Source organism: Paracoccus sp. J56 (assembly GCF_019633685.1).
Classification (GTDB): Bacteria; Pseudomonadota; Alphaproteobacteria; order Rhodobacterales; family Rhodobacteraceae; genus Paracoccus; species Paracoccus kondratievae.
Window position 1 is genome coordinate 212901 of record NZ_JAFL01000001.1, and the last position, 24346, is coordinate 237246.

At 60.8% G+C, this 24346-nt stretch carries 20 protein-coding genes and 1 tRNA gene; 7 read left to right on the top strand and 14 right to left on the bottom strand.

Going from position 1 to position 24346, the window contains the following annotated elements:
- Positions 1-2: 2 nt before the first annotated feature.
- The 6 genes from M511_RS01035 to metH all read right to left on the bottom strand — a co-directional run bounded on the left by M511_RS01035 (position 3) and on the right by metH (position 8813).
- Positions 3-1289 (bottom strand): O-acetylhomoserine aminocarboxypropyltransferase/cysteine synthase family protein, encoded by a 1287-nt coding sequence (locus M511_RS01035; RefSeq protein ID WP_010392616.1) that lies wholly within the window; start codon positions 1287-1289, stop codon positions 3-5.
- A 291-nt stretch (positions 1290-1580) separates the two neighbouring features.
- Entirely contained in the window at positions 1581-2708 is a 1128-nt protein-coding gene (locus M511_RS01040; RefSeq protein ID WP_240547496.1) for a Hint domain-containing protein, read from the bottom strand.
- Positions 2709-2742: 34 nt separating this feature from the next.
- Complete coding sequence (locus tag M511_RS01045; RefSeq protein ID WP_010392621.1) at positions 2743-3198, bottom strand: hypothetical protein; 456 nt, start codon at positions 3196-3198, stop codon at positions 2743-2745.
- Positions 3199-4055: 857 nt separating this feature from the next.
- Positions 4056-4547 (bottom strand): YciE/YciF ferroxidase family protein, encoded by a 492-nt coding sequence (locus M511_RS01050; RefSeq protein ID WP_010392623.1) that lies wholly within the window; start codon positions 4545-4547, stop codon positions 4056-4058.
- Between the two features lie 351 nt (positions 4548-4898).
- A tRNA-Leu gene (locus M511_RS01055) sits at positions 4899-4985 on the bottom strand.
- A 75-nt stretch (positions 4986-5060) separates the two neighbouring features.
- Positions 5061-8813 carry a methionine synthase gene (gene metH, locus M511_RS01060; protein ID WP_010395722.1) on the bottom strand — a complete coding sequence of 1251 codons (3753 nt, stop codon included), beginning with the start codon at positions 8811-8813 and terminating at the stop codon, positions 5061-5063.
- 168 nt (positions 8814-8981) lie between these two features.
- Here metH and lipB point away from each other — a divergent pair, with 168 nt between their 5' ends.
- From lipB to M511_RS01080, 4 genes are all read left to right on the top strand, one after another.
- Entirely contained in the window at positions 8982-9638 is a 657-nt protein-coding gene (gene lipB / locus M511_RS01065) for a lipoyl(octanoyl) transferase LipB (protein ID WP_085501131.1), read from the top strand.
- A 141-nt stretch (positions 9639-9779) separates the two neighbouring features.
- The gene (locus M511_RS01070) at positions 9780-10250 is read left to right on the top strand and encodes a c-type cytochrome (RefSeq protein WP_010395727.1); all 471 of its coding nucleotides are present in this window, start codon (positions 9780-9782) and stop codon (positions 10248-10250) included.
- A 154-nt stretch (positions 10251-10404) separates the two neighbouring features.
- Positions 10405-12081 carry a cytochrome c oxidase subunit I gene (gene ctaD / locus M511_RS01075; protein ID WP_010395729.1) on the top strand — a complete coding sequence of 559 codons (1677 nt, stop codon included), beginning with the start codon at positions 10405-10407 and terminating at the stop codon, positions 12079-12081.
- Between the two features lie 17 nt (positions 12082-12098).
- Positions 12099-12590, top strand: a complete 492-nt coding sequence (locus M511_RS01080) for a DUF2244 domain-containing protein (protein ID WP_010395731.1) — start codon at positions 12099-12101, stop codon at positions 12588-12590.
- Between the two features lie 63 nt (positions 12591-12653).
- Here the strand turns inward: M511_RS01080 and M511_RS01085 are convergent, their stop codons facing one another.
- Together M511_RS01085 and M511_RS01090 are read right to left on the bottom strand one after the other, a co-directional pair.
- Positions 12654-15146 (bottom strand): GcvT family protein, encoded by a 2493-nt coding sequence (locus tag M511_RS01085; RefSeq protein WP_010395734.1) that lies wholly within the window; start codon positions 15144-15146, stop codon positions 12654-12656.
- 163 nt (positions 15147-15309) lie between these two features.
- On the bottom strand, positions 15310-16320 hold the full coding sequence (locus M511_RS01090; protein ID WP_010395736.1) for a 2-hydroxyacid dehydrogenase: 1011 nt from the start codon (positions 16318-16320) through the stop codon (positions 15310-15312).
- On the opposite strand from M511_RS01090, the gene M511_RS01095 reads away from it, so the two are divergent.
- Positions 16319-17014: an SH3 domain-containing protein gene (locus tag M511_RS01095; RefSeq protein WP_010395738.1), complete on the top strand. Its 696-nt coding sequence runs from the start codon at positions 16319-16321 to the stop codon at positions 17012-17014. The two genes, M511_RS01090 and M511_RS01095, sit on opposite strands and share 2 nt — an antisense overlap.
- Here the strand turns inward: M511_RS01095 and M511_RS01100 are convergent.
- The 6 genes from M511_RS01100 to infC form a co-directional block, all read right to left on the bottom strand.
- Positions 17011-17799: a class I SAM-dependent methyltransferase gene (locus M511_RS01100; RefSeq protein WP_085501132.1), complete on the bottom strand. Its 789-nt coding sequence runs from the start codon at positions 17797-17799 to the stop codon at positions 17011-17013. The genes M511_RS01095 and M511_RS01100 overlap by 4 nt on opposite strands.
- A gap of 217 nt (positions 17800-18016) precedes the next feature.
- Positions 18017-18448, bottom strand: coding sequence for a hypothetical protein (locus tag M511_RS01105; protein WP_010395743.1), 432 nt, complete (start codon positions 18446-18448; stop codon positions 18017-18019).
- A 17-nt stretch (positions 18449-18465) separates the two neighbouring features.
- Positions 18466-20502: a M3 family metallopeptidase gene (locus M511_RS01110; protein WP_085501133.1), complete on the bottom strand. Its 2037-nt coding sequence runs from the start codon at positions 20500-20502 to the stop codon at positions 18466-18468.
- Positions 20503-20535: 33 nt separating this feature from the next.
- Positions 20536-21576, bottom strand: a complete 1041-nt coding sequence (locus tag M511_RS01115; RefSeq protein WP_085501134.1) for a HesA/MoeB/ThiF family protein — start codon at positions 21574-21576, stop codon at positions 20536-20538.
- A 23-nt stretch (positions 21577-21599) separates the two neighbouring features.
- Positions 21600-22061: a dUTP diphosphatase gene (dut, locus tag M511_RS01120; protein WP_010395749.1), complete on the bottom strand. Its 462-nt coding sequence runs from the start codon at positions 22059-22061 to the stop codon at positions 21600-21602.
- A gap of 11 nt (positions 22062-22072) precedes the next feature.
- Positions 22073-22612: a translation initiation factor IF-3 gene (infC, locus tag M511_RS01125; protein WP_083825829.1), complete on the bottom strand. Its 540-nt coding sequence runs from the start codon at positions 22610-22612 to the stop codon at positions 22073-22075.
- A 224-nt stretch (positions 22613-22836) separates the two neighbouring features.
- Between infC and M511_RS01130 the strand changes: the two genes are divergently transcribed.
- Both M511_RS01130 and M511_RS01135 read left to right on the top strand, forming a co-directional pair.
- A complete protein-coding gene (locus M511_RS01130) occupies positions 22837-23466 on the top strand; it encodes a hypothetical protein (protein WP_240547497.1) in 630 nt (209 codons plus the stop codon).
- Positions 23463-24338 (top strand): glycosyltransferase family 2 protein, encoded by an 876-nt coding sequence (locus tag M511_RS01135; RefSeq protein WP_085501135.1) that lies wholly within the window; start codon positions 23463-23465, stop codon positions 24336-24338. Before M511_RS01130 ends, M511_RS01135 begins: the two co-directional genes overlap by 4 nt.
- Positions 24339-24346: the final 8 nt, after the last annotated feature.

A 24346-nucleotide genomic window follows, 5' to 3' on the forward strand; every position in this document is an offset into this window, starting at 1 on the left:
TCTCAGGCCGTGGCTGCCGCCAGCGCCTGATCCAGATCGGCGATAATATCCGCCGCGTCCTCGATCCCGATCGAAAGCCGCACCACATCGGGGCCCGCGCCCGCCGCGATCTTTTGCTCATCCGTCAGTTGGCTATGCGTGGTCGATGCTGAATGGATGACCAGCGAACGCGAATCCCCAAGGTTCGCCACATGGCTGAACAGCTTGAGGTTATCGACCAGTTTCACCGCCGCGTCATAGCCGCCCTTGATCGAGAAGGTAAAAAGCGCCCCTGCCCCTTTGGGATAGACGCGCCGCGCCGTCTCGTTCCACGGCGATGAGGCAAGGCCCGCATAGGTGACCGAGGTCACGCGCGGGTCGTTTTCAAGCCACTCCGCGACTTTCTGGGCGTTCTCGACATGGCGGGCCATGCGCAGGCCAAGGGTCTCGATCCCCATCAGCGTGTAATGGGCAGCCTGCGGGTTCATGGTCATGCCCAGATCGCGCAGCCCGATGGCGATTCCGTGGAATGTGTAGGCAAGGGCACCAAAGGTTTCGTGGAATTTCAGCCCGTGATAGGCAGGCTCGGGTTCGGACAGGCTTGGGAATTTACCCGAGGCGGACCAGTCGAACCTGCCGGAATCAACGATCACGCCACCGGTTACCGTACCATTGCCGGTGATATATTTGGTCAGGCTGTGAACGACCAAAGTCGCGCCCAGTTCGATAGGCTTGCACAGCCATGGCGTCGCCAGCGTGTTGTCCACGATCAGCGGCAGGCCGACCTCATCCGCGATCCGCGCCACAGCAGGAATATCAGTGACATAACCGCCCGGGTTGCTGATCGATTCACAAAAGATCGCGCGCGTATCGTCATCGACCGCCGCCCGCACCGCCTGGGGATCGTCCAGATCGACAAACTTTACCCCCCAGCCAAAGCGTTTGATGGTCTGGCTGAACTGAGTGATCGTCCCACCGTAAAGCCGGGTCGAAGCAACGATATTGCGACCCGGTCCCATCAGCGGAAACAGCGCCATGATCTGGGCCGCATGGCCTGACGAACAGCAGACGGCGCCCGCGCCGCCTTCAAGCTCGGCCACGCGGGCCTGCAGCGCGGCGACCGTCGGATTGGTCAGGCGGGAATAGATGTAGCCAACCTCTTGCAGACCAAAAAGCCGCGCAGCATGGGCCGCATCCTTAAAGACATAGGCCGTGGTCTGATAAATCGGCACCTGCCGCGCGCCCGTTGCGGGATCAGGCGCAGTACCCGCATGAATAGCGGCCGTGTCGAAGCCCCAGTTGTCGGACATGAATTCTCTCCCCTTCTTCGCGGGAAAAGACTAGGGTCAGGACCAGGGTTTCGCCATAAAAAACCTGTCGCAGGACACAGGAAAGAACGGCGTTTCTGTTCAGCCCAAAGGGGTAAAACAGGTTATCTGCCGGATGCTGCGGAGAAAGGAAAAATCGTGCTTTCGAAAGGGCTGGAACGCAGATCCTGCATTTCGGCGCAACGTCCGCCTCGTCCCGGGTCAGAGCCGGTGACACAGACGAAAAAGCGGCAGGGCAAGGCCCCGCCGCTTTGGCAGATCTGATGCGCAGCCTTAGTTGACCAGGGCCTTGCCGTTACTGATATGACGCACCGCCAGCTTGCGCCCCGCGCGGCCCGAAGGCATCAGGCGCACGGGCTGAACCGCGTCCTGCCCCTCCAGCACCCCACGCAGTTGGGGCAGGATTTGCAGGATCTCATCCACCGCCGCAGCGCCCAGCCCTTTAAGAGCCTCCGCGCCCAGATAAAGCGACTCGGTCGGTGCGCCGTTCGAGAAAACGATCTCATGCTGGTCAAACATCATGTGAAAATATTCGACCCGCTCTGTCCCGGTCTCGATGTCGATCCCCTCGACCTGCAACAGCTGCTTGGCCGCCACCAGAACCTCGGTGGTGCTGAACATCCGCTGAGCAATACGCGAGCGTACCAGGATGCGGTGCTGCGGCGAGACAAGAAGATCCGTCTCGGGCGTATTCGCGCCAAGCGCCCCGGCCCTGATGCGGATAGGCCGCAGATTGGCCGGGATGGGCTTGTCATGACCTCCGACAACTGCGCTGCCGATCCATTTTACCGGGCGGAAACCGCTGTCCATCGTCCGGACCAGCGTCCCGGGCCGGATGTCCTCAATGGCGACCGGTCCGTCGATGGTTTCGATCATCGTGCCACGCACGAAACAGACCTTGGTAAAGTTCAGCGTGACGGTGAAGGTGTCCGATTCGTTGAAGGTGCCGAATGCGTTACGTTCACGTGCGCTGACGACAAAGGTGACCGTCAGAGTCTCGCCATAAGCCAAGTCCTGCCATGCCGCCGCCGTCGGATCGAAGGCGTAATGAACCGTATCATGATCGTAGTCGTCTTGGACGAGTTCGATCGGATTGGTGCTGGGAAGATCGATACCGTCCCCGTCTACCATGGACGCAGAGCCCACGGAAGGTGCAGTCCCTATTGTGTATTCGTCCCATTCATTGTTCAGGGGATTTGGCGCCCAAGAGGTCCAGTCATCAGGGATGATGGGCAGGTCAGCGGTACGATGAAGCTGCACAATATCCTGAGAAAATACAGAGGAACTGACTACCGTACCATCCGCCGTCGCAAGATACCCTTCAGGGGTCAAATAGTAGTTACCGGTGAACGAGGTGCCGCCAAGAAAGCCGGCGATGCCGCCATAAGCGATCTGTGCCATTAGTTTTCTCCATACCTAAAACCATTCATGCCCCTCAGACATGAATGGGTTTGATAGATCCGCCGCCCTTGCCGTCATGGGCAAAGACAACAGGCTGAGGTCTTCCATTCGGTTCGATCGGGGCGAGGCAGCGAAACCTTTCCTTACCCTCTTCGACAGGCAGGTTCTTTGCGGCCCAACCAAGGGCCGCAACCAGATGTTCGGCTCCGCCAGGTGCTGACAGGGCGATCAGCCAAAGATTCCCTTCAGTCCCGATATCCGATGGCCTGAGACCGGAAATACCCATGGCGGCATAACGCTTTTCAGCATCCTGAGTCAGCCAGGACCACATCAGAAGTACGTCTGCGGGTCCCTGACTTTCGCCCAATCGCAACAGCTCAACCTGATGAAGATCGTGACATTTCGCCGCGACAGCCTTGAACAGCCCTATAGGGACCATGTCCCAAGCACTGTCGTTGAACGCAAACGCCAAAATATCCGTCGGTTTCATATGGGCCTTGAACGAACTGAGTAATTGTCACCTCGGCAGCCGATTTGGACACCGATTACATTAACCATCACACCATCTTTTCAATAAGCGCCAGTGTCTTTTTAGACAGTTACCCATATGCATCAGTCAGCGCCAACATCGACCTCGCCGCGCAAAGTCATGTATTATTATGAAGTAATATCAATTAATTATCATATGAATCGGCACCATGACCGGCCATCAGAAGGCCCGGAACATAACCATGATATCTGCCTGTGGATCACAAAAAAAGATGCAGCACCAACAAGATCCCCTGCCCTTCTCAGTATTATGATACCACCTTCAGCCCGAAAGTGACGCCGCGTAATTCCTGGGAAACTGCGCGCGACCCCCATAAAAACACGCAATGATTGAATTGCAGGGCAGCAAGTATCCAATTAGCCGGTTTTGATTCTGCACCTTTCGGTTTTGCCGATCATGTATTAGCAACTTTTGGTTGCATTATTCTTTCTGAACACAAAGACGACGATCAATCGACCGACCTTTCCCTCGGCCAAGAAAAGCACAGGTAGCAACGCCCCATGGCTGACATGATCAGCATGTATTGGAAATGAGTTTGCAGAAATCGAAGCATCCAGCCAGAGGGATTGGCCTTATAGTCAAAGAGATTGATTTAGACATAAACGTTCGACATCTTACCACGCCATTCGCTCTGACATGCAGGACGCTTCAACCGCACCACACATCACTGGTCAGTCCGATGATGCAGCCTTCACAGACGTCGTCCCGATGCAAAACCCGCCCGGAAAAACGCAGGGCGGGCTAGCAATCAGATGTGTTCAAGACAGTCAATCGCGCGGCAAATTTTATGAGCTGCGCTATTTTTTCGACGCTTTCCCGCCCTCGTTCACCGCCATCACGGCCAATGCGGTAAGCTTGGAGTTCGCGGCCTTCTCTTCGTCAAGAATCGAGGTCAGCAACGTATGCGCCTCTTCATGACCCAGCACCTTGGCCCATTCGCGCAGGGTGCCATAGCGGGCGATCTCATAATGCTCGACCGCCTGCGCGGCACCGATCAGCGCCACGTCCAGCGCATGACCCGAGGCCTCTTCGATCAGCCCGTCCGCCTCTTTCAGAAGACCGTCCATGGCATCGCATTTCTCGCCCTCGGCCTTTTTTCCGATAGACTTGAACACCGCCTCAAGGGTCTTGATATGGCCTTTGGTCTCCGTCAGATGGTCCTCAATGGCGACCTTCAGTTCCGCATTGTTGGCCGATTTTGCTACCTTGGGCAGAGCTTTCGACAAGGCATTCTCGGCCCAATAGATATCTTGCAACGTGTGTTCGAAAGCGTCCTGCAGCGTTTTCATAAGACAACTCCTCCACTGACATCGCCGCCTGGCGCGGCATTCAGGAGCAACGCGCAGGGGCTGGCGGGGTTCCGGGGACATCAGCGCGCGATTCGCAGCTTGTCCACAAGAAAAGCAGTGCAGGCTAGGCCATGAGGCGATCTTTAAGGCAGTTCAGGACCTCAAACCATCGCCTGCCCGGTTACATGTCCAATCGCAAGGGCTTGGATGCCCATTTCCAGCGGGCTATTCGTAACCACAAGCCATTAATAGGCAGGCATGAAAGTAACATGGCGGAAAGATGTGAGGGTGCTAGACCACCACCCTAGTGATCCCAAGGCCAGCAATTCTCAGAATATCTCTGAAAAGTGATGGTGCGGTCGAGAAGACTCGAACTTCCACTCCGGTTAAGGAACAGCGACCTCAACGCTGCGCGTCTACCAATTCCGCCACGACCGCATCCGTAGCAAGGCGGCTTCTAGACGCTTGCGCGGCGGATGAAAAGAGGCATTTTTCACCCGCCGCAGCTTTATTTCATTCTGCGGCCACTGCCGCCTGCGGGACATAGTTCAGGATCGGCGCCAACCAACGCTCGGCCTCGGAAACCGACATGCCCTTGCGTGCTGCATAGTCCAGAACCTGATCGTGCTCGACCTTGGCAACACCAAAATAATAGGCCTCGGGATGGCCGATATAAAGACCCGAGACCGACGCGCCGGGCCACATCGCCATTGATTCGGTCAGTTCGACCCCCGTTGCAGTCGTCGCATCCAACAGATTGAACAGCGTTACCTTTTCGGTGTGATCGGGCTGGGCCGGATAGCCGGGCGCGGGGCGGATGCCCTTGTACGGTTCGGCAATCAGCTCTTCGGGGGTAAAATTCTCGTCGGCATAGCCCCAGTACTGACGGCGCACCCGTTCATGCATCATCTCGGCCAGAGCCTCGGCAAAGCGGTCGGCCAGGGCCTGCACGATAATCGCCGAGAAATCGTCATGCTCGGCTTTGAAGCGGTCGGCGATCACCTGCTCTTCGCCCCCGGCGGTCACCACGAAACCACCGACATAATCCCGGTGGCCCTCGGGGGCGACGAAATCGGCCAGCGCGACATTCGGGCGGCCGTCACGCTTGGTGACCTGCTGACGCAGCGTGTGCAGCGTCGCCAAAGCCTCACCACGATCCTCGCCCGTATAAAGCCGGATATCATCTCCGACCCGGTTCGCCGGCCAGAAGCCGATGACCGCGCGCGGGTGGAACCATTTCTCGTCGATGATCCGCTTAAGCATCGCCTGAGCATCGCTGAACAGCTGCCGCGCGACCTCACCCTGCTTTTCATCCTCAAGGATGCGCGGGTAGACGCCCTTCAGTTCCCAGGTCTGGAAGAACGGAGTCCAGTCGATATAGCGCGCGATTTCGGCCAGATCGAAATCGTCGATCACCCGGGCGCCCAGGAATTCAGGGGTCCTGGCCTCATAGCCCGTCCAGTCGATCTGCAACGCATTATCGCGCGCGGTCGCCAGCGGCAGACGTTTCTTGTCAGCCTCAGCCCGGGCGTGCTTGTTTGCGACCTCGACATATTCGGCGCGAATGGTTTCGACATAGGCATTCTTCTGACCCGAAAGCAGATTGCCCACGACGCCCACTGCCCGGCTTGCGTCAGTGACATAGACCGCCTGCCCGCGCGCGTATTTCGGATGGATCTTGACCGCCGTATGCACGCGGCTGGTCGTCGCCCCGCCAATCAGCAGCGGAATGTCAAAGCCCTCACGCTCCATTTCAGAGGCGACATGGACCATCTCGTCCAAGGACGGGGTGATCAGACCCGACAGGCCGATGATATCGACCTTTTCAGCCTTGGCGATCTCAAGGATCTTGGTCGCCGGGACCATCACGCCAAGGTCGATGATCTCATAGTTGTTGCAGGCAAGGACGACACCGACAATGTTCTTGCCGATGTCGTGGACGTCACCCTTGACCGTCGCCATCAGCACCTTGCCCGCGCTGCCTGCCCCACCATTGCCGGCCTTTTCGGCCTCCATATAAGGCAGAAGATGCGCCACGGCCTGTTTCATCACCCGCGCCGATTTCACCACCTGCGGCAGGAACATCTTGCCCGAACCGAAAAGATCCCCGACCACGTTCATCCCGGCCATCAGCGGACCTTCGATGACATGCAGGGGACGCTCGGCCTTCTGGCGCGCTTCCTCGGTATCCTCGTCGATATATTCGGTGATGCCGTTGACCAGAGCATGTTCAAGGCGTTTTTCGACCGGCCAGCTGCGCCAGGTCAGATCCTTTTCACGCGCCCTGGCCCCGCCTTCACCGCGGAAGCGTCCGGCGATCTCAAGCATGTTTTCGGTCGCCGTCCCGCCCCTGGCAGGCTTGCGGTTCAGCACCACATCTTCGCAGGCCTCGCGCAGTTCGGCGTCGATCTGATCATAGACCGCAAGCTGACCGGCATTGACGATGCCCATATCCATCCCCGCCTGAATGGCGTGATATAGGAAGACAGCGTGCATCGCCTCGCGCACGGGTTCATTCCCGCGAAAGCTGAACGACAGGTTTGAGACCCCGCCTGACACGTGAACATGCGGCAACTGCTGGGTAATGCGCCGTGCGGCCCCGATAAAATCCAGGCCATAGTTGTCATGCTCTTCGATGCCGGTGGCGACAGCAAAGACGTTGGGGTCAAAAATAATGTCTTCGGGCGGGAAGCCGATCTTGTTGACCAGCAGGTCATAGGCGCGGGAACAGATCTCGACCTTGCGATTCTCGGTATCGGCCTGTCCGGTCTCGTCAAAGGCCATGACCACCACCGCCGCACCATAGCGACGGCATAGCCGGGCATGCTCAAGGAAGCTCTCTTCGCCTTCCTTGAGGCTGATCGAGTTGACGATTGCCTTACCCTGAACGCATTTCAGCCCGGCCTCGATCACCTCCCATTTCGAGCTGTCGATCATCACCGGCACGCGGGCGATATCGGGTTCGGCCGCGATCAGGTTCAGGTAGTCGATCATCGCCTGTTTCGAATCGATCAGGCCCTCGTCCATGTTGACGTCGATGATCTGGGCACCGTTCTCGACCTGATCGCGGGCCACGTCCAGCGCTGCCGCGTAATCGCCATTGGTGATCAGCTTGCGGAAACGTGCCGAGCCGGTGACGTTCGTACGTTCGCCCACGTTGACGAAGGGGATATCGTCCGTCTTGACGAAAGGCTCCAGCCCCGACAGGCGCAGGCGCGGTTCAATCTCGGGGATCGCGCGGGGCGGCAGGTTTTCAACGGCGCGGGCGATGGCCGAGATATGATCGGGGGTCGAGCCGCAGCAGCCGCCAACCACGTTGATCAGCCCCTCGCGCGCAAATTCCGCCACTTGCGCCGCCATATCCTCGGGCGATTCGTCATACTGCCCCATCTCATTCGGCAGACCGGCATTGGGATAGGCACAGATCAGCGTATCGGCGACAGCGGAAAGCTCGGCCAGATGCGGACGCATGGCGGCGGCGCCAAGTGCGCAGTTCAGCCCGATGGTGATCGGCGTGGCGTGGCGGGTCGAATACCAGAAAGCAGTCGGCGTCTGACCCGACAGCGTACGACCGGAAAGGTCGGTGATCGTACCAGAGATCATTACGGGCAGGCGCAGGCCCTTTTCGACAAACACCTCTTCGCAGGCAAAGATTGCGGCCTTGGCGTTCAGCGTGTCAAAAATGGTCTCGATCAGCAAAAGATCGGCGCCTCCCTCGATCAGGCCCCGGACCTGCTGCGCATAAGCGACGCGCAAATCATCAAAGGTCACAGCGCGATAGCCGGGGTTGTTCACGTCCGGGCTGATCGAAGCGGTGCGGTTGGTCGGCCCCAATGCCCCGGCGACCCAACGCCTGCGGCCATCCTCGGCCGTGGCGCGATCCAGCGCCTGCCGGACAAGGCGGGCACCGTGGAGGTTCAGATCATAGACTGCGGCCTCCATCCCATAGTCGGCCTGGGCGATGGTAGTCGAGGAAAAGGTATTGGTCTCGACAATATCCGCGCCTGCCTTGGCATAGCGATAATGGATATCTTCGATCGCCTTGGGCTGGGTCAGGTTCAGAAGGTCGTTATTGCCTTTTTGCGGGTGATCCCCCGGTGCGGGGGGATGGCAGCCACAGCCGCAGCCCGCGCCATGGCCGGCAAAGTCATCCTCGCTAAGGCCAAGCTGCTGAATCTGCGTCCCCATCGCACCGTCGAGGATCAGGATGCGTTGGCGCGCCGCAGCGCGCAGTTCCTCAAAAACCGGAGAAAGGGGCAAGGTCATGGTCCAGGTCCGCGCGTTTCATGGAAATGGCTGTATAGCCGTTGATGAAGAGATAGTGAAATTCAACATCCGCACAATGATCTTGCATGGAATTCATGACCCGCCGCGGAAACTACCGGCGCGACTGCCCTCTTGCGGCAAAGAGCGGCGGGGATTATCTCGCCCCGCATGACCGAATGGATGACCGCCCCCGGCCTGACCGATTATCTTGAAGCCGTGGCCTTCATGGAGGTGCGCGCCGCCGCCATTGCGGCTGGCACGGCGGGGGAACTTGTCTGGCTGGTCGAGCATCCGCCCCTTTACACTGCCGGGACATCGGCTCGGGCGGCCGATCTGCTGAACGCGCGCTTTCCCGTCCATGAAACCGGACGTGGCGGACAATATACTTATCATGGCCCGGGACAGCGCGTCGTGTATGTGATGCTGGATCTCAACCGACGGGGCCGCGACGTGCGCGCCTTTGTCAAGGCGCTGGAATCATGGGTCATAGATGCGCTGGCCGAGTTCAACCTCAGGGGCGAGATCCGCGACGGACGCGTCGGCGTCTGGATCGCCAGGCCTGACAAGACACCCCTGCCCGACGGTTCAATGCGCGAGGACAAGATCGCCGCCATCGGTGTCAAACTGCGCAAATGGGTCAGCTTTCACGGCATCTCGATCAATGTCGAACCGGATCTTGACCATTATTCCGGAATCGTGCCCTGCGGCATCTCGGGTCATGGCGTGACCAGTCTGGTGGACATGGGCCTGCCGGTGGGGATGGAGGACCTAGACCTCGCCCTGCGCGCAACCTTCACGCGCCATTTTCCGCCGTTCGAAGGCTGATTTTCGCTCTGCGGCAAATTCACCCTTGCCGGAACTGCGACCTTTTTCCTGTATTCGCTCGCCGTGACGCATGGTAGCCCTGTCATCGGGAGGCGGAGAGGTCCGTTCCCCGATAATAATGATACCCAAGAGGATTGACCGATGAAGATCAGCATCTGTGCCACTCTTGCCGCCATGACCCTTGCCCTGCCCGCCATGGCACAAGACGCGGGTGATCCCGTCAAAGGCCAGAAGGAATTCAACAAGTGCAAGGCCTGCCACATGGTTCAGGCGCCTGATGGCACCAATATCGTCAAAGGCGGCAAAACGGGGCCGAACCTTTATGGCGTGGTCGGGCGCAAAGCTGGCACCGAAGAAGGGTTCAAATACTCGGACGCGCTGATCAAGCTTGGCGAGGCCGGAGAGGTCTGGACCACCGAGGATCTGGCCGCCTATATCACCGACCCCAACAAATATGTTGCGGAAAAAGTCGGCGATGCTGCGCTCAAGACCAAGATGACTTTCAAGTTGGCCAAGAATCAGGCCGATGTGATAGCCTTCCTTGCCGAGAACTCGCCCGAGGCGGGAGCAGAGGGCGAAGCCGGGGCCGCTGCTCCGGCCGAGGCGCAGTAAGCAGATCACACCGCGCCCCTGTTTGCGACAAAACCGCGCAGGGGTGCGACTTTTAGTCCTTTCTCCGCATTGCGAGGGGTGGGATTGTGGTCTAAGAAACAGCCGAGTCCGCTGGCCCTTGGGCCGGCCAGCCGCATGTCTAGGGAGTCTACGCATGGCAGACGCAGCCGTTCACGGCCACGGTGACCATCATGACACCCGCGGGTTTTTCACCCGCTGGTTCATGTCAACAAACCACAAGGATATCGGGATCCTGTACCTGTTCACGGCCGGCATCGTCGGCCTGATCTCGGTCTGCTTCACCGTCTACATGCGGATGGAGCTGCAGCACCCCGGCGTCCAGTACATGTGCCTTGAGGGCGCGCGCTTCATTGCCGACGCCTCGGCCGAATGCACGCCTAACGGGCATCTGTGGAACGTCATGATCACCTATCACGGTGTGCTCATGATGTTCTTCGTGGTCATCCCGGCACTGTTTGGCGGCTTTGGCAACTATTTCATGCCGCTGCATATCGGCGCCCCGGACATGGCCTTCCCGCGGCTGAACAACCTGTCCTACTGGATGTATGTCTGCGGTGTGGCGCTTGGCATTGCCTCGCTGCTGGCGCCAGGCGGTTCGGACCAGCTGGGTTCGGGTGTGGGCTGGGTGCTTTACCCACCGCTGTCGACCACCGAGGCCGGCTATTCGATGGATCTGGCAATCTTTGCCGTCCACGTCTCGGGTGCCTCGTCGATCCTCGGCGCGATCAACATCATCACCACCTTCCTGAACATGCGCGCGCCCGGCATGACGCTGTTCAAGGTGCCGCTGTTTGCCTGGTCGGTCTTTATCACTGCCTGGCTGATCCTGCTGTCGCTGCCGGTTCTGGCGGGCGCGATCACCATGCTGCTTATGGATCGCAACTTTGGCACGCATTTCTTTGATCCGGCCGGTGGCGGCGACCCGGTGCTGTATCAGCACATCCTGTGGTTCTTTGGCCACCCCGAGGTCTATATCATCATCCTGCCGGGCTTTGGCATCATCAGCCACGTTATCTCGACCTTCGCGCGCAAGCCGATCTTTGGCTACCTGCCGATGGTGCTGGCCATGGCCGCGATTGGTATCCTGGGCTTCGTCGTCTGGGCGCACCACATGTACACGGCTGGTATGTCGCTGACCCAGCAGGCCTACTTCATGCTGGCGACCATGACGATCGCCGTGCCGACCGGCATCAAGGTCTTTTCGTGGATCGCCACGATGTGGGGCGGCTCGATCGAGTTCAAAACGCCGATGCTCTGGGCCTTTGGCTTCCTGTTCCTGTTCACCGTCGGCGGCGTGACCGGCGTGGTACTGAGCCAGGCTCCTCTGGACCGGGTCTATCACGACACCTACTATGTCGTTGCCCACTTCCACTACGTGATGTCGCTGGGCGCGGTTTACGCAATCTTTGCCGGCATCTACTACTGGATCGGCAAGATGTCGGGCCGTCAGTACCCTGAATGGGCGGGCAAGCTGCACTTCTGGACGATGTTCATCGGTTCGAACCTGATCTTCTTCCCGCAGCACTTTCTGGGCCGTCAGGGCATGCCGCGGCGCTACATCGACTATCCGGTCGAGTTCGCCTACTGGAACAACATCTCGTCGATCGGCGCCTATATCGCCTTCGCCTCGTTCCTGTTCTTCATCGGCGTGGTGTTCTACACCCTCTTCGCCGGCAAGCGCGTGAACGTGCCGAACTACTGGAACGAGTATGCCGATACGCTGGAATGGACCCTGCCCTCGCCGCCTCCGGAGCACACCTTCGAGACGCTGCCCAAGCGCGAGGATTGGGACCACTCCCACGCGCATTAATCGCGCAAGCCAAAGCTATGCCCTATTCATGGCATGAAACGGCCCCGGAGAAATCCGGGGCCGTCTGCTTTCAGCTTGATATCTGGCCGCATCGCTCGCTGCCGCGTCGGGGCTTTGTCTGGGTAATCGGGGTGACCGCAGCCGGTCTGGCCTTTCCCCTGCTTGCAACTGTCGGCTCGGCAGTGCTGTGGGGGCTTTTGCCCTTTGCGGTGCTGGCGCTTTGGGCGCTGTGGCATGCAATCACCCGCAGCTACAGCGCCGCGCATGAGCGGATGATTCTGGACCGCGACCGCCTGATCCTGACCCGCAGAGATCCGGGCCGCAAAGAGCGGGTCTGGCGCACCAACCCCTATTGGGTGCGCACCTCGCTGCGCCATAACGGCCCGGTCGATGATTATCTGGTCCTGACCGATGGCCGGCGCGAGGTCGAGCTGGGCGCGTTCCTGTCCCCCGAAGAACGGGTGGCACTGCGGGACGATCTGGACCGCCACCTTGCCAAGCTGCGCTGAAACGGGAAAGGCCCGGACCTGATGGTCCGGGCCTTCCCAGTGTCCTGGCTGCGGGAGGAGAAATCAGCCGTCGACACGGATACGGGCGTTCTCGGGGTCATAGGGGCTGTCCACCGTGACCTCGGCATCCCACAGTTCGCGCTGCATGCGAACCTTAAGCTTGGTGCCCGGCTCGGCCAGATCGGGACGGACATAGCCCATGCCGATTGACTTGCCGAAAGCGGCCGACCAGCCACCCGAAGTCAGGCGTCCAATCCGCGTGCCGTCCTGCGCATAAAGCGCCTCGCGGCCCCAAGGATCAGCATCGGCAGGTCCATCAATCAGCAGGGTGACGCATTTCGCGCGGATACCTTTGTCCAGCATCGCCTGTTTGCCGTTGAAGTCTTTCTCCAGATCGACAAAGCGATCCAGACCAGCCTCAAGCGGGGTCGCATCGCGGCCCAGTTCGGTACCGAAGGCGCGGTAGGATTTCTCCTGACGCAGCCAGTTCTGGGCGCGGGCACCGACCAGTTTCAGCCCATGCTTTTCGCCCGCTGCGACCAGCTGATCCCAGAGATAGCGGCCAAATTCGACCGGGTGATGCAGCTCCCATCCCAGTTCGCCGGTATAGGCGACGCGGATGGCACGCACCGGGCACATGCCCAGCTCGATATTGCGCATCGACAGCCAGGGGAACCGCTTGTTGCCCAGGACTGTTTCGGGGTCAGCATCGCGCACCAGTTCCTTGAGAATGGCGCGGCTGTTCGGGCCGGCAAGGGCAAAGACACCCCATTGCGTGGTGATATCCTGCACGATCACCGGACCAAACTGACCTTCCATATCCTCGGCCAGCTTGCGCAGGTTGTCGCCGTCGTAATCTGCCCAGGCCCCGGCCGAAATCAGGTAGTAGTCATCTTCGGCCAGCCGCACGATGGTATATTCGGTGCGGGTAGTCCCGGTTTCAGTCAACGCATAGGTCAGGTTGATGCGACCGACCTTGGGCAGTTTGTTGGTCGTGAACCAGTCAAGGAACGCCGTCGCCCCCTTGCCGTAAACCCGGTGCTTGGCAAAGGCAGATGCGTCGATCAGACCGGCAGTGTTGCGGATCGCCTCGGCCTCTTCCTTGGCATATTGCCACCAGCCGCCACGACGGAAGCTGCGCGCAGCATGGTCATCGAAACCGGCCGGAGCGTAATAGTTCGGGCGCTCCCAGCCATTGACCTGACCGAATTGCGCCCCCGCCTCTTTCTGCCGGTCATAGGCCGGGGCGGTGCGCAGCGGGCGGCAGGCATCGCGCTCTTCGTCCGGGTGGTGCAGGATAAAGACGTGCTCGTAAGCCTCTTCGTTCTTGCGCGCCGCATATTCGGTGGTCATCCACTGGCCAAAGCGGCGGGGATCAAGGCTAGCCATGTCGATCTCGGCCTCGCCCTCGGTCATCATCTGCGCCAGATAATGGCCGGTGCCACCCGCAGCGGTGATGCCAAAGCTGAAACCTTCGGCCAGCCACATGTTGCGCAGACCCGGCGCCGGACCGACCAGCGGGTTGCCGTCGGGCGTATAGCAGATCGGGCCGTTGAAATCGTCCTTGAGACCCACGGTTTCCGAGGTCGGAAGCCGGTGGATCATCGACATGTACTCTTCCTCGATCCGCTCAAGATCCAGCGGGAAAAGGTCGGCGCGGAAGCTTTCCGGCACGTCGTAAAGGAAACGCGCAGGGGCATTACGCTCATAGGGGCCAAGGATCCAGCCGCCGCGTTCCTCGCGCACGTACCATTTGGCATCGGCATCGCGCAGAACCGGATGTTCGGGGTTGCCCTCGGCACGCCATTTCACCAGCGCCGGGTCCGGCTCGGTGACGATATACTGGTGCTCGACCGGGATGGCGGGGATCTTGATCCCAAGCAGGCGGGCGGTGCGCTGCGCGTGGTTGCCCGTCGCAGTCACAACATGCTCGGCGCGGATCTCAAACTGCTCACCCGAGGGGACAAGGTTGCCGCCCTTTTCGATCATCTTTTCGCAGGTCACGATCCATTCATCGCCGGTCCAGCGATAGGCATTGACCTGGATCTTGCGTTCGATGGTGGCGCCGGCCATGCGGGCTGCGCGCGCCATCGCCTGGGTCACGTCAGCGGGGTTGATATAGCCATCGGTCGGATGGAACAGCGCGCCTTTGAGGTCATCGGTCCGAACCAGCGGCCAGCGTTCCTTGATCTGCTGGGGCGTCAGGAACTCATGCTCGATCCCCACCGTCTCGGCAGTGGCGGAATAGAGCATATACTCATCCATCCGCTCTTGCGTCTGCGCCATGCGCAGGTTGCCGCAGCGGGTAAAGCCGGCGTTCAGCCCCGTCTCGGCCTCAAGCCCGGCATAAAGCTTGACCGAATAGTCGTGGATATGGGTTGTCGCGTAACCCATGTTGAACAGCGGCAAAAGCCCCGCAGCATGCCAGGTCGAACCGGCGGTCAGCTCATCACGCTCGACAAGCATCGTCTCCCACCCCGCACGGGCAAGATGCAGCGCGATGCCGCAGCCAACGGCGCCGCCTCCGACCACCAGGGCCTTCACATGGGTTTTCATGGCAAGCGACTCCTCAGTTTCGCGCATGATATTCTCTGAAGATGATTAGAGCCGGAACCGCGCGGCAAGCCGATCTTCTGCGCGACATGTTCTTGCGCAAAAGCGACATGACGAAACAGCACCCCGCCAGACGCAGACGCCCCGGCTAACCGGGGCGCTCTGGTCACAGCATCGAAGGCACCACAAGGTCCGGCGGGCGATGCCCGTCAGCGAATGTCTTGATATTGATCAGGACTTTCTCACCCATTTCGACCCGCCCTTCGACCGTGGCCGAGCCCATATGCGGCAAAAGAACGACATTCGGCAGCTCGCGCAGCCTCGGGTTGATCTCATGCCCATGTTCGAAAACGTCGAGACCCGCACCAGAGATCTCACCCGCGCGCAGCATGCGGGTCAAAGCGTTCTCGTCGATCACCTCACCGCGCGAAGTGTTGATGACCACCGCCGTCGGCTTAAGCAGCTTCAATCGCCGCGCATTCAGCAGGTGGAAGGTCGAAGGCGTATGCGGTGCGTTCACGCTGACGATGTCCATACGCGCCAGCATCTGGTCCAGGCTTTCCCACCAGGTCGCCTGCAGCTCTGCCTCGACCTCGGGACGCAGGCGGCGGCGGTTGTGGTAATGAACCTGCATGCCAAAGACATTGGCCCGCCGCGCTACGGCCTGACCAATACGTCCCATACCCAGGATACCAAGCCGGCGTCCGCCCAGTCGCCCGCCCAGATGCGCGGTCGGGGACCAGCCCTGCCAGCGCCCGGCCTGCATCTCAGCCAGCCCCTCGGGAATACGGCGGGTCACCGCAAGGATCAGCGCCATGGCCATATCAGCGGTATCCTCGGTCACAACGCCGGGGGTATTGCTGACAAGGATGCCACGCTGACGGGCAGAGTGGACGTCGATATGATCCACGCCTGCGCCAAAGTTGGCGATCAGTTTCAGCCGGTCCCCGGCCTGCGCCAGCATCGCGGCATCGACATGGTCGGTGATCGTCGGCACCAGCACGTCCGAGACCCGCATCGCCGCGACCAGTTCGTCGCGGTCCATCTTGTGGTCATCGGCGTTCAGGGACACGTCGAAAAGCTCGGACATCCGGGTCTCGACCGCCTCTGGCAGGCGACGGGTCACGGTAACTTTAAGGCGCGAGCGGGTCGGATCGGTCGCATGAACGGCTGGCATGGTCGCTCCTCTCTTCCAAAGCCGGGCGGCTTTTGGCAAAGTGCCCGCGATGCGGGGCAGGCACAAGACCCCGAACAAGCAGGACGGGCAGATGAAGCAAGGACAGGCTTGGCTGGGCACCGCGATATTGGCTGCCGGAGCGATTTTTGGAACGGCCGCGCTGGGGCAAACGACCAACCCCGGCGAAAAACTCGACTCCAAAGAGATCGGGGGGCTGTCGGCTGATGCGACAATTAGCCGTAATCAGGACGGAGAGCGCGATCCGAACCGCGGACCGGTCACCAACCTGCCGTTGCCGCGCTATGTCAGCCTGAAAGGGGACGAAGGCAACGCCCGGCGCGGTCCCAGCCTGTCCCATCGCATCGACTGGGTGTTTCGGCATGCCGGGATGCCCCTGCGCGTGGTGGCCGAATTCGGCCAGTGGCGCCGGGTAGAGGATCAGGACGGTGCCGGCGGTTGGGTGCATTATTCGCTGCTGTCGGGGGTGCGCACCGCCATTGTGACCAGGGATATGCTGGATTTGCTGTCCCGCCCCGAGCCGCGTGCCAACGTCATCGCACGGGCCGAGGCCGGGGCTATCGTCCGGCTGCATGAATGCAATATCGACTGGTGCCGGGTCTCTGGCGGCGGAGAAAAAGGCTGGGTGCCCAAAACCGCAATCTGGGGCGTCGATGCTGACGAAATCCGCGACTAGGCAGCCCCATCGTCAGCTTTGCGAATCACGACATGACCCAGTGAGATACGCATCCAGTCAAACCGCGAACGGCGGGGCGTACCGGTGCCAAAATCGGGATGGGTCATGTCCTCGGCACCGCATTCGTCGATCAGTTCTTTGACGAAACCGACCATGCCACGGTCGTGGCCGCCAAAACGCCGCCGCACCAGATTCCAGCGTATCCAGCCCGTCAGCTTGCGCAGCGGATATATTGTCTGCACTGCGCCTGATTTATGCAATCGGTCAAGCAGCCTTTCATGAGGTGAAAGGGCCACAGGCTTGGGGCTATAATGTTTCCCGTCGGGATATTGCGGCCAATATCCGGTACCCCAATCCTCAATAAAGTAAAATCCACCCGGTTTCAGATGATTTTCAAACAGGTGCCAGAAACATATCCGGGCCAATTGCCCGACATGGGCGGCATCATCAATAATGACGTCGAACCCTTTGGGTGCACGTTCGGCCGCGACCCGGTCCAGCAGTGCCTTATCCTGCTGCTCTCCGACATAGCAGCGCACCCGACCGCTTTCAAAATGCGCCGGGCATTGGGCGATGTCGAGTCCGGTGATTTCGGCATTCGGCAACCAGGATTCCCAATATTTCAGCGAATCCCCGCGCGCGACACCCAGTTCCAGAAATTTTAACGGCTGCGTCCGGATGGGACCGATATATTTTTCGTAATTCGAAAGGTAATGCAGCAATCCCAGCTTATCTATCGGGATCTCATCAACGCTTTTCATGCGGGCGGTACCAGGCAACGACATGAATAACCTCCTGCCCGAGGGGTGACCAGTTTCCCTGCTCGGGACCCGGAAATGATAAGGCGTGCCAGTTTTTCCGGGCAACAGGTTTGCACCTGCCCTGACCAAATATACTGCCGGTAAATCTTTATGGGGGAGTGCGGGCGCGCAATTACTCGTAACAATTGAAAAGCCGCCCCGTATAGGGGCGGCCAGCCGAGAGAGAGAGGGAATCGCAGTTTTACAGCGTCTGCCCGACCAGCGCATCACTGCTGGCCGCTGCCTTGCTGCACTGATGATAGGTCAGGGTCAGCGAATTTTCGGTCAGGCGCAGCACCCCGGGCCGAAGTTGCAGATCGACCACCCGGTTACCGCCCGGCGTGCCATCACAGGACAGGGTTACACGCGTACGGTTCACCTGCTGTTCCGAATTCGCCACAGTGCAGGAAGCACCGGGGAAAATGAATTTGTTGCCATCAATCACCAGGCTCTTGTCGCTGGCAGCATCCCCGCAATTCGATTCAAGCAGGTTATACGTCCCGTTCAGCGCATTATCCTGGGCAATCGGACCCGGGGTTGGCTCGGGGTTAGCCGGAGAGGTCTGGTCGCAGGCGGCGACAAGGCCCAGGCCGGCCATGGCGGCAAGGACAAAAAGCGGTTTGCGAAAAGTCATGGTGGTCTCCCTTGTTGTCAGCTGGTCTTGGCCAGAAGGCCGCGTCCTTTCAACAAAGCGTGAACCCCCGGTTTTCGTTCCCTGAATTTCAACCAAAGTTCATCAGCAGGCAAAGAATCGCCTTTCGAGAGGATCCATTCCTCAAGCCGCGCGGCAATCTCGGGATCAAAGGCATCGCCTTTTTCAAGGAAGGCCTCGAATGCGTCGGCGTCCATCACCTCGGACCACATGTAGCTGTAATAGCCCGACGAATAGCCGTCACCCGAAAAGACATGCGCGAAATGGGGCGTGGCATGGCGCATCGGAATGGCTGTGGGTGCACCCAGTTCCGCCAGAACCTCGGCCTGACGTGCCATCGGGTCGGCAGGCGGGGCGCCCCGATGAAAGGCCAGATCGACAAGCGCGCTTTCCAGATACTCAACCGTCGCAAAGCCCTGTTCGGCATTCCCCGCCGCCAGCAGACGGTCACGCAGATCTGCCGGCAGTGGCGCGCCGGTCTGGGCATGGCGCGCATGACGATCCAGAACCTCGGGCTGCTCCAGCCAATGTTCAAACAGCTGGCTTGGCAGTTCGACGAAATCGCGCGCGACCGACGTCCCCGACATCGAAGGCCAGGTCACATCCGACAGGATATGATGCAGCGCATGGCCGAATTCGTGGAAAAGCGTATGCGCATCGTCCCAGGACAGATACGCGGGCTCACCCTCGGCCTCGGGCGGGGTAAAGTTGCAGACATTGACGACGATCGGCCTTTGCCCCTGTCCGATCTTGTGTTGCTGTTGCAGGGCCGAGCACCAAGCCCCCGAGCGTTTGCCGGGCCGCGCGTGGTAATCACCGACAAAGACCGCCATGTGCCGGCCGTCACGCACCACTTCCCACGCCCGCACATCGGGTGACCAAAGAAGCGCACTGATCTCATGCAGCTCGATGCCGAAAAGCCGACGCGCAGTGTCGAAAACCGCGTCCAGCATGGCAGACAGCGTCAGGTAGGGCTTAACCTCAGCTTCATCAAGATCATGCTCGGCCCGCCGCCGACGTCCCGCATAAAAGCGCCAGTCCCAGGGTTCCAGCGCACCGTTGACGCCATCCTCACGCAGCATCTCGGTCAGGCGGGCCGCATCAGCCTCGGCCCGGGTTCGGGCGGCGGTCCAGACCTCGGTCAGCAGCGCCTCGACGTTTTCGGCGCTTCGGGCCATTTCGGGCTCAAGCTTGTAGCTGGCGAAATCCTCATAGCCGAGCAACTGCGCCCGTTCGTGCCGCAGTTGCAAGATCTCGGCAGCGATGGGGCGGTTGTCGGTCGCAGCCCCGCCCGCCCCCTGCCCCGAGCCGCGCGCAGTCCAGGCCCTCCACGCAACCTCGCGCAAGGCGCGATCTTCCGCATATTCCAGAAAGGGTACGATCAGGGACCGGTTAAGCGTCACCACCTGCCCCTGCCGCCCCCGTTCGCGTGCCGCAGCCCGCATGGCACGGATCAGCCAATCAGGCAGGCCAGCCAGATGGTCATCTGCGACCTCCAGCACAAACTCACGCTCATCAACCAGCACATTTTGTGAAAACTCGGTCGAGAGCACGGCCAGCCGTTCGCGGATGGCGGCCATGCGCTTGCGCGCCTCGCCAGTCAGCCCCGCCCCGGCCCGACGCAACCCGCGCAAGGTCAGTTCCGTCAGACGCCGATCCTCGGGGGCAAGAGCATCCGCGTCCTGCATCACCGCCTCGACCCGGTCGAAAAGACGCGGATCCATGCTGACCTTGCTGCCATGCGCGGCCAGACGCGGGGCGATGCGGCGCTGCAAATCTTCGCGCGCAGGGTTGGAGTCGGTACCAACCAGCGTGAAAAAGATCGCGCAGAGCCTGTTCAGCGGCTCTTCTGCCGTCTCGAGCGCCGCGATAGTATTGGCAAAGCTTGGCGGAGCGGGGTTCGCGGCGATAGCCTCGACCGCCGCTTCGGCCTCGTTCAGGCAGGCGTCAAAGGCGGGGGCAAAATCCTCGTCGCGGATCAGATCAAAACGCGGCAGGCCCAGCGGGCCGGTCCAATGGGTCAGTTCGGGGTTCATGCGAGCCTCCTGTTCCGGTTGGCCGCGAGTGTTTCAGCCCGCGCGGAAATGTCCAGAGCCGCAGACCGCACAATCATCACGGCGCGAAAGTTTGATCACCCGGTTTTCGCCGTAAAGCCCGTCAAAGATCAGCATCCGCCCACGCGGTGGCTCACCCGCCCCCGCGATCAGCTTGACCGCCTCCAGCGCCATCATGCTGCCGATGATGCCGGGCAAAGGGCCAACAACGCCCGCCTCGGCACAGGCCGGAGCAAGGCCGGAGGCCGGAGCCTGAGGAAAGATGCAGGCCATGCAAGGGGCACCGCGGCGCGGATCCCACAACGTGACCTGCCCCTCCCATTGCGCGATGGCGCCTGCGATCAGCGGCACGCCCGCCGCGACACATGCAGCGTTCACCGCAAGACGCGCGGAAAAACTGTCAGTGCCATCCAGCACCAGATCATGTCCGGCGATCAGCTCCGCATCAGACTCGGTCACGCGGCGGGTCAGGGCGGTCACCTCGATATGCGGGTTCAGGGCCAGCATGGCATCGCGGGCTGCCTCGGCCTTGAAGCGGCCATCATCGGCGCTGCGAAAGATCACTTGCCGTTGCAGGTTCGACAGGCTGACGCGGTCGTCATCAGCAAGGGTGATCCGGCCTACCCCGGCTGCCGCAAGATACAGACAGGCCGGCGCACCCAGGCCGCCCGCACCGACGACCAGCACCCGCGCGCGCTTTAGCGCCGCTTGCCCCGGTCCACCAAGTTCGCGCAAGACGATATGGCGGGCATAACGGTCCAGCTCGGGGCCAGAAAGCGGGCCGCTGGAGATGCTTTCCACAGCCGCAGGCTTTTCAGGCAGGGGGATGGCGCGACGATGCAAATGGCGCAGCACCAACCGATAGCCAAGCACCAGCGCCACAACCACACCGCCCAGCACCCAAATACGAATGTCGCCGCCGATCAGTCGGGCAAGTGCGCTTTGAGGCATCAGCGCCAGAACAGCGATGGCAGCCAGCCATAGGGCCGCGACCGCTGCCCAGCCGCGCCGGGCAGGCCAGCCCAACAGACGCCCCGCCACCAGCAGAGCCGCCATGAGAATGAGGATCAGCACGGGCCTCAGGCCCGCCCGGTCGAACCGAAACCGCCCGCGCCGCGCGCCGTCTCGGTCAAAGACCCGGTCAGGACATAACTGGCACGTGTCACCGGAGCGACCACGGCCTGAGCAATCCGCTCGCCATGCTGGATGGCATAGGGCTGCGCGCCAAGATTGATCATGATGACCCCCAGCGGCCCACGATAGTCGCTGTCGATTGTACCGGGGGTGTTCGGCAGGGTCACACCATGCTTAAGCGCAAGGCTTGAACGGGGTCGGATCTGCATCTCGTACCCCTCGGGGATCTGCACACGCAGCCCCGTGGGCACAAGCTTGATCTGGCCGGGTTCAAGCACCAGCTCGGCCCCGCCCAGATCGGCCCGCAGGTCAGCACCCGCAGAGCCGCTGGTCTGGTATTCGGGCAATGGCAGCGCCGGATCGGCACCCGGTTCACGCAGAACCAGAATCGTCACCTCGGCTGCCATCACAAAGCCCCTTATTTCGGCGAGATCATCATGACCATCTGACGCCCTTCCAGCTTGGGCATCGATTCGACCTTGCCTGCCTCGCCGACATGGGCGGCGATCCGGTTCAGAAGCTCAAGCCCGATCTGCTGGTGAGCCATTTCGCGGCCACGGAAACGCAGCGTGATCTTGACCTTGTCGCCTTCGGCCAGAAACTTCATGACCGAGCGCATCTTGACGTCGTAATCATGGGTATCAGTCCCGGGGCGGAACTTGATCTCCTTGATATCTATTGTCTTTTGCTTCTTGCGGGCCTCGGCCTCACGCTTTTGCTGTTCGTATTTGAACTTACCCAGGTCCATGATCTTGCAGACCGGGGGCGTAGCGTTCGGGGAAATCTCGACAAGATCCAGCCCGGCTTCCTGTGCAAGCTCCAGTCCGCGGGCGGGTGGCACGATCCCGACATTCTCGCCGTCAGCGCCGATCAGGCGGATTTCAGCGACTCGGATGCGCTCGTTAACGCGGGGACCAGTATCACGGGTGGGCGGAGCGTTATGCGGTCTGCGGGCTATGGCTGTCTTCCTTTTATTGCCGGGGGGTTCCGGTCGGTTAGATAGCCATCCGCACCCGGATTTTCAACTGGATTCGATAGGCAGGGCAAGGTTTGCGCCTCTCTCTTGCGGGGGTTGACGGGCGGGATGGCTACAGTTGACCGCCAGCCTCGTCCGAATGCTTTTCTCCCCTGCTGCGACATGGCATAGAAAGCTGATCTGCCGCAGTCCTGACGGAGTCCTGCATGAAAAAGTTCCTTGTTCTAATCGTCGTTCTAGCCGCAGCTTCTGGAGGCGTATGGTATTGGCAGCTAAGGAAAACCGCCAGCGAGGCCACCCCGCCCGCCGCGACTGAGCCGGCACCGGCGGTGCCCGAGGCCATCACGCCGGCACAGGAAAGCGCCAATGCCGCCGCCGATGCCGCAGCTGACGCCGCAGCGATTGCGGCCGACACAGCCGCCGAGGCCGCCGCCTCGGCCCAGAATGCCGCCATCGCCCCGGCCAGCTCTGCCGCCGATCAGGCCCAGGCCGCGGCAGAGGCCGCCATTGCCGCCGCTGATCGCGCCGCAGATGCAGCAGCCGACGCCAATGCTGCACCCGAACAGGCGGGCGAAGCCGCCGTGGCGGCAGGCACCGCCGCGCGCGAGGCCGCAAGTGCCACCCGTGCAGCCGGCGAAGCCGCAAGCACCGTGGTCGAAATCGACGCCGCCCTGACCCCGGAAGGGTTCGACGCCGCCAAGGTGCGTGCCATCGTTGATGCCTCGACCCTTTCGGCCGAGCGCAAGGCCGAACTGACCGCGCTGATCGACCGCGTGGCCGAAAACCCCGAGGCCGCCGCCGAGGTGCTTGAACAGATAAAGGCTGCTCTGCCATGAGCTTTCCCAGCCTAGTCGAGTTCCTGACCCATAACCGCGACCGGCTGATCAAGGGCCCGATCGCGATCCTGCTGATCGAGGATGACGCGGCCGTCACAGAGACCCTTGCCCATCACTTCAAGGCAGGTTTCAGGCTGATCCTTGCGCTTTCGCCCGAACCCCTGCCTCAGAAGCTTATCCCCGAAGAGGCGGCGGCACGCATCGTCAACCTGCGCCACGATTCCCGCCGCAACGACGCCCATGTCACGGCTGTTAACCGGGTGCTTGAAGCCGTGCCGGATGACACCTGGCTTTACTACGGCTACAACGCAGAATTCCTGTTCTATCCCTTTTCGGAAAGCCGCACCGTAGGCGAAATGCTGGCCTTTCACGCCGAGGAACGCCGGCGCGCGATGCTGACCTATGTCATCGACCTCTATGCCCCGGATCTGGAGCGTTTCCCCAATGCCGTCAGCATTGATGAGGCAATGTTCGACCGGACCGGCTATTACGCGCTTGGCCGTCAGGACCGGAATGGTCACCAAAAAGAGCGGCAGCTGGATTTTCATGGCGGGCTACGCTGGCGGTTCGAAGAGCATGTGCCTCCTGACCGCCGTCGCATCGACAGGATCGCACTGTTTCGCAGCCAGCCCAAGCTGCGGCTGTTGCTCGACCACCGCTTTAATGACGAGGAATACAACACCTATTCCTGCCCATGGCACAACAATCTGACCGCTGCCATCGCCTCGTTCCGGGTGGCCAAGGCGCTGGTCAGGAACCCCGGCTCACGCGAGCATATCCGTTCCTTTCGCTGGCGAAACTCATACCCCTTCCGCTGGAATTCACAGCAGTTGATGGATTTCGGGTTGATGGAGCCCGGACAGTGGTTCTGATCCGGCGG

Bases quoted from the DNA above. Each gene is read 5' to 3' on its own strand.
- M511_RS01035 (WP_010392616.1), bottom strand. From the start codon at position 1,289: ATGTCCGACAACTGGGGCTTCGACACGGCCGCTATTCATGCGGGTACT.
- M511_RS01040 (WP_240547496.1), bottom strand. From the start codon at position 2,708: ATGGCACAGATCGCTTATGGCGGCATCGCCGGCTTTCTTGGCGGCACC.
- M511_RS01045 (WP_010392621.1), bottom strand. From the start codon at position 3,198: ATGAAACCGACGGATATTTTGGCGTTTGCGTTCAACGACAGTGCTTGG.
- M511_RS01050 (WP_010392623.1), bottom strand. From the start codon at position 4,547: ATGAAAACGCTGCAGGACGCTTTCGAACACACGTTGCAAGATATCTAT.
- metH (WP_010395722.1), bottom strand. From the start codon at position 8,813: ATGACCTTGCCCCTTTCTCCGGTTTTTGAGGAACTGCGCGCTGCGGCG.
- lipB (WP_085501131.1), top strand. From the start codon at position 8,982: ATGACCGAATGGATGACCGCCCCCGGCCTGACCGATTATCTTGAAGCC.
- M511_RS01070 (WP_010395727.1), top strand. From the start codon at position 9,780: ATGAAGATCAGCATCTGTGCCACTCTTGCCGCCATGACCCTTGCCCTG.
- ctaD (WP_010395729.1), top strand. From the start codon at position 10,405: ATGGCAGACGCAGCCGTTCACGGCCACGGTGACCATCATGACACCCGC.
- M511_RS01080 (WP_010395731.1), top strand. From the start codon at position 12,099: ATGCCCTATTCATGGCATGAAACGGCCCCGGAGAAATCCGGGGCCGTC.
- M511_RS01085 (WP_010395734.1), bottom strand. From the start codon at position 15,146: ATGAAAACCCATGTGAAGGCCCTGGTGGTCGGAGGCGGCGCCGTTGGC.
- M511_RS01095 (WP_010395738.1), top strand. From the start codon at position 16,319: ATGGTCGCTCCTCTCTTCCAAAGCCGGGCGGCTTTTGGCAAAGTGCCC.
- M511_RS01090 (WP_010395736.1), bottom strand. From the start codon at position 16,320: ATGCCAGCCGTTCATGCGACCGATCCGACCCGCTCGCGCCTTAAAGTT.
- M511_RS01100 (WP_085501132.1), bottom strand. From the start codon at position 17,799: ATGTCGTTGCCTGGTACCGCCCGCATGAAAAGCGTTGATGAGATCCCG.
- M511_RS01105 (WP_010395743.1), bottom strand. From the start codon at position 18,448: ATGACTTTTCGCAAACCGCTTTTTGTCCTTGCCGCCATGGCCGGCCTG.
- M511_RS01110 (WP_085501133.1), bottom strand. From the start codon at position 20,502: ATGAACCCCGAACTGACCCATTGGACCGGCCCGCTGGGCCTGCCGCGT.
- M511_RS01115 (WP_085501134.1), bottom strand. From the start codon at position 21,576: ATGGCGGCTCTGCTGGTGGCGGGGCGTCTGTTGGGCTGGCCTGCCCGG.
- dut (WP_010395749.1), bottom strand. From the start codon at position 22,061: ATGGCAGCCGAGGTGACGATTCTGGTTCTGCGTGAACCGGGTGCCGAT.
- M511_RS01130 (WP_240547497.1), top strand. From the start codon at position 22,837: ATGAAAAAGTTCCTTGTTCTAATCGTCGTTCTAGCCGCAGCTTCTGGA.
- M511_RS01135 (WP_085501135.1), top strand. From the start codon at position 23,463: ATGAGCTTTCCCAGCCTAGTCGAGTTCCTGACCCATAACCGCGACCGG.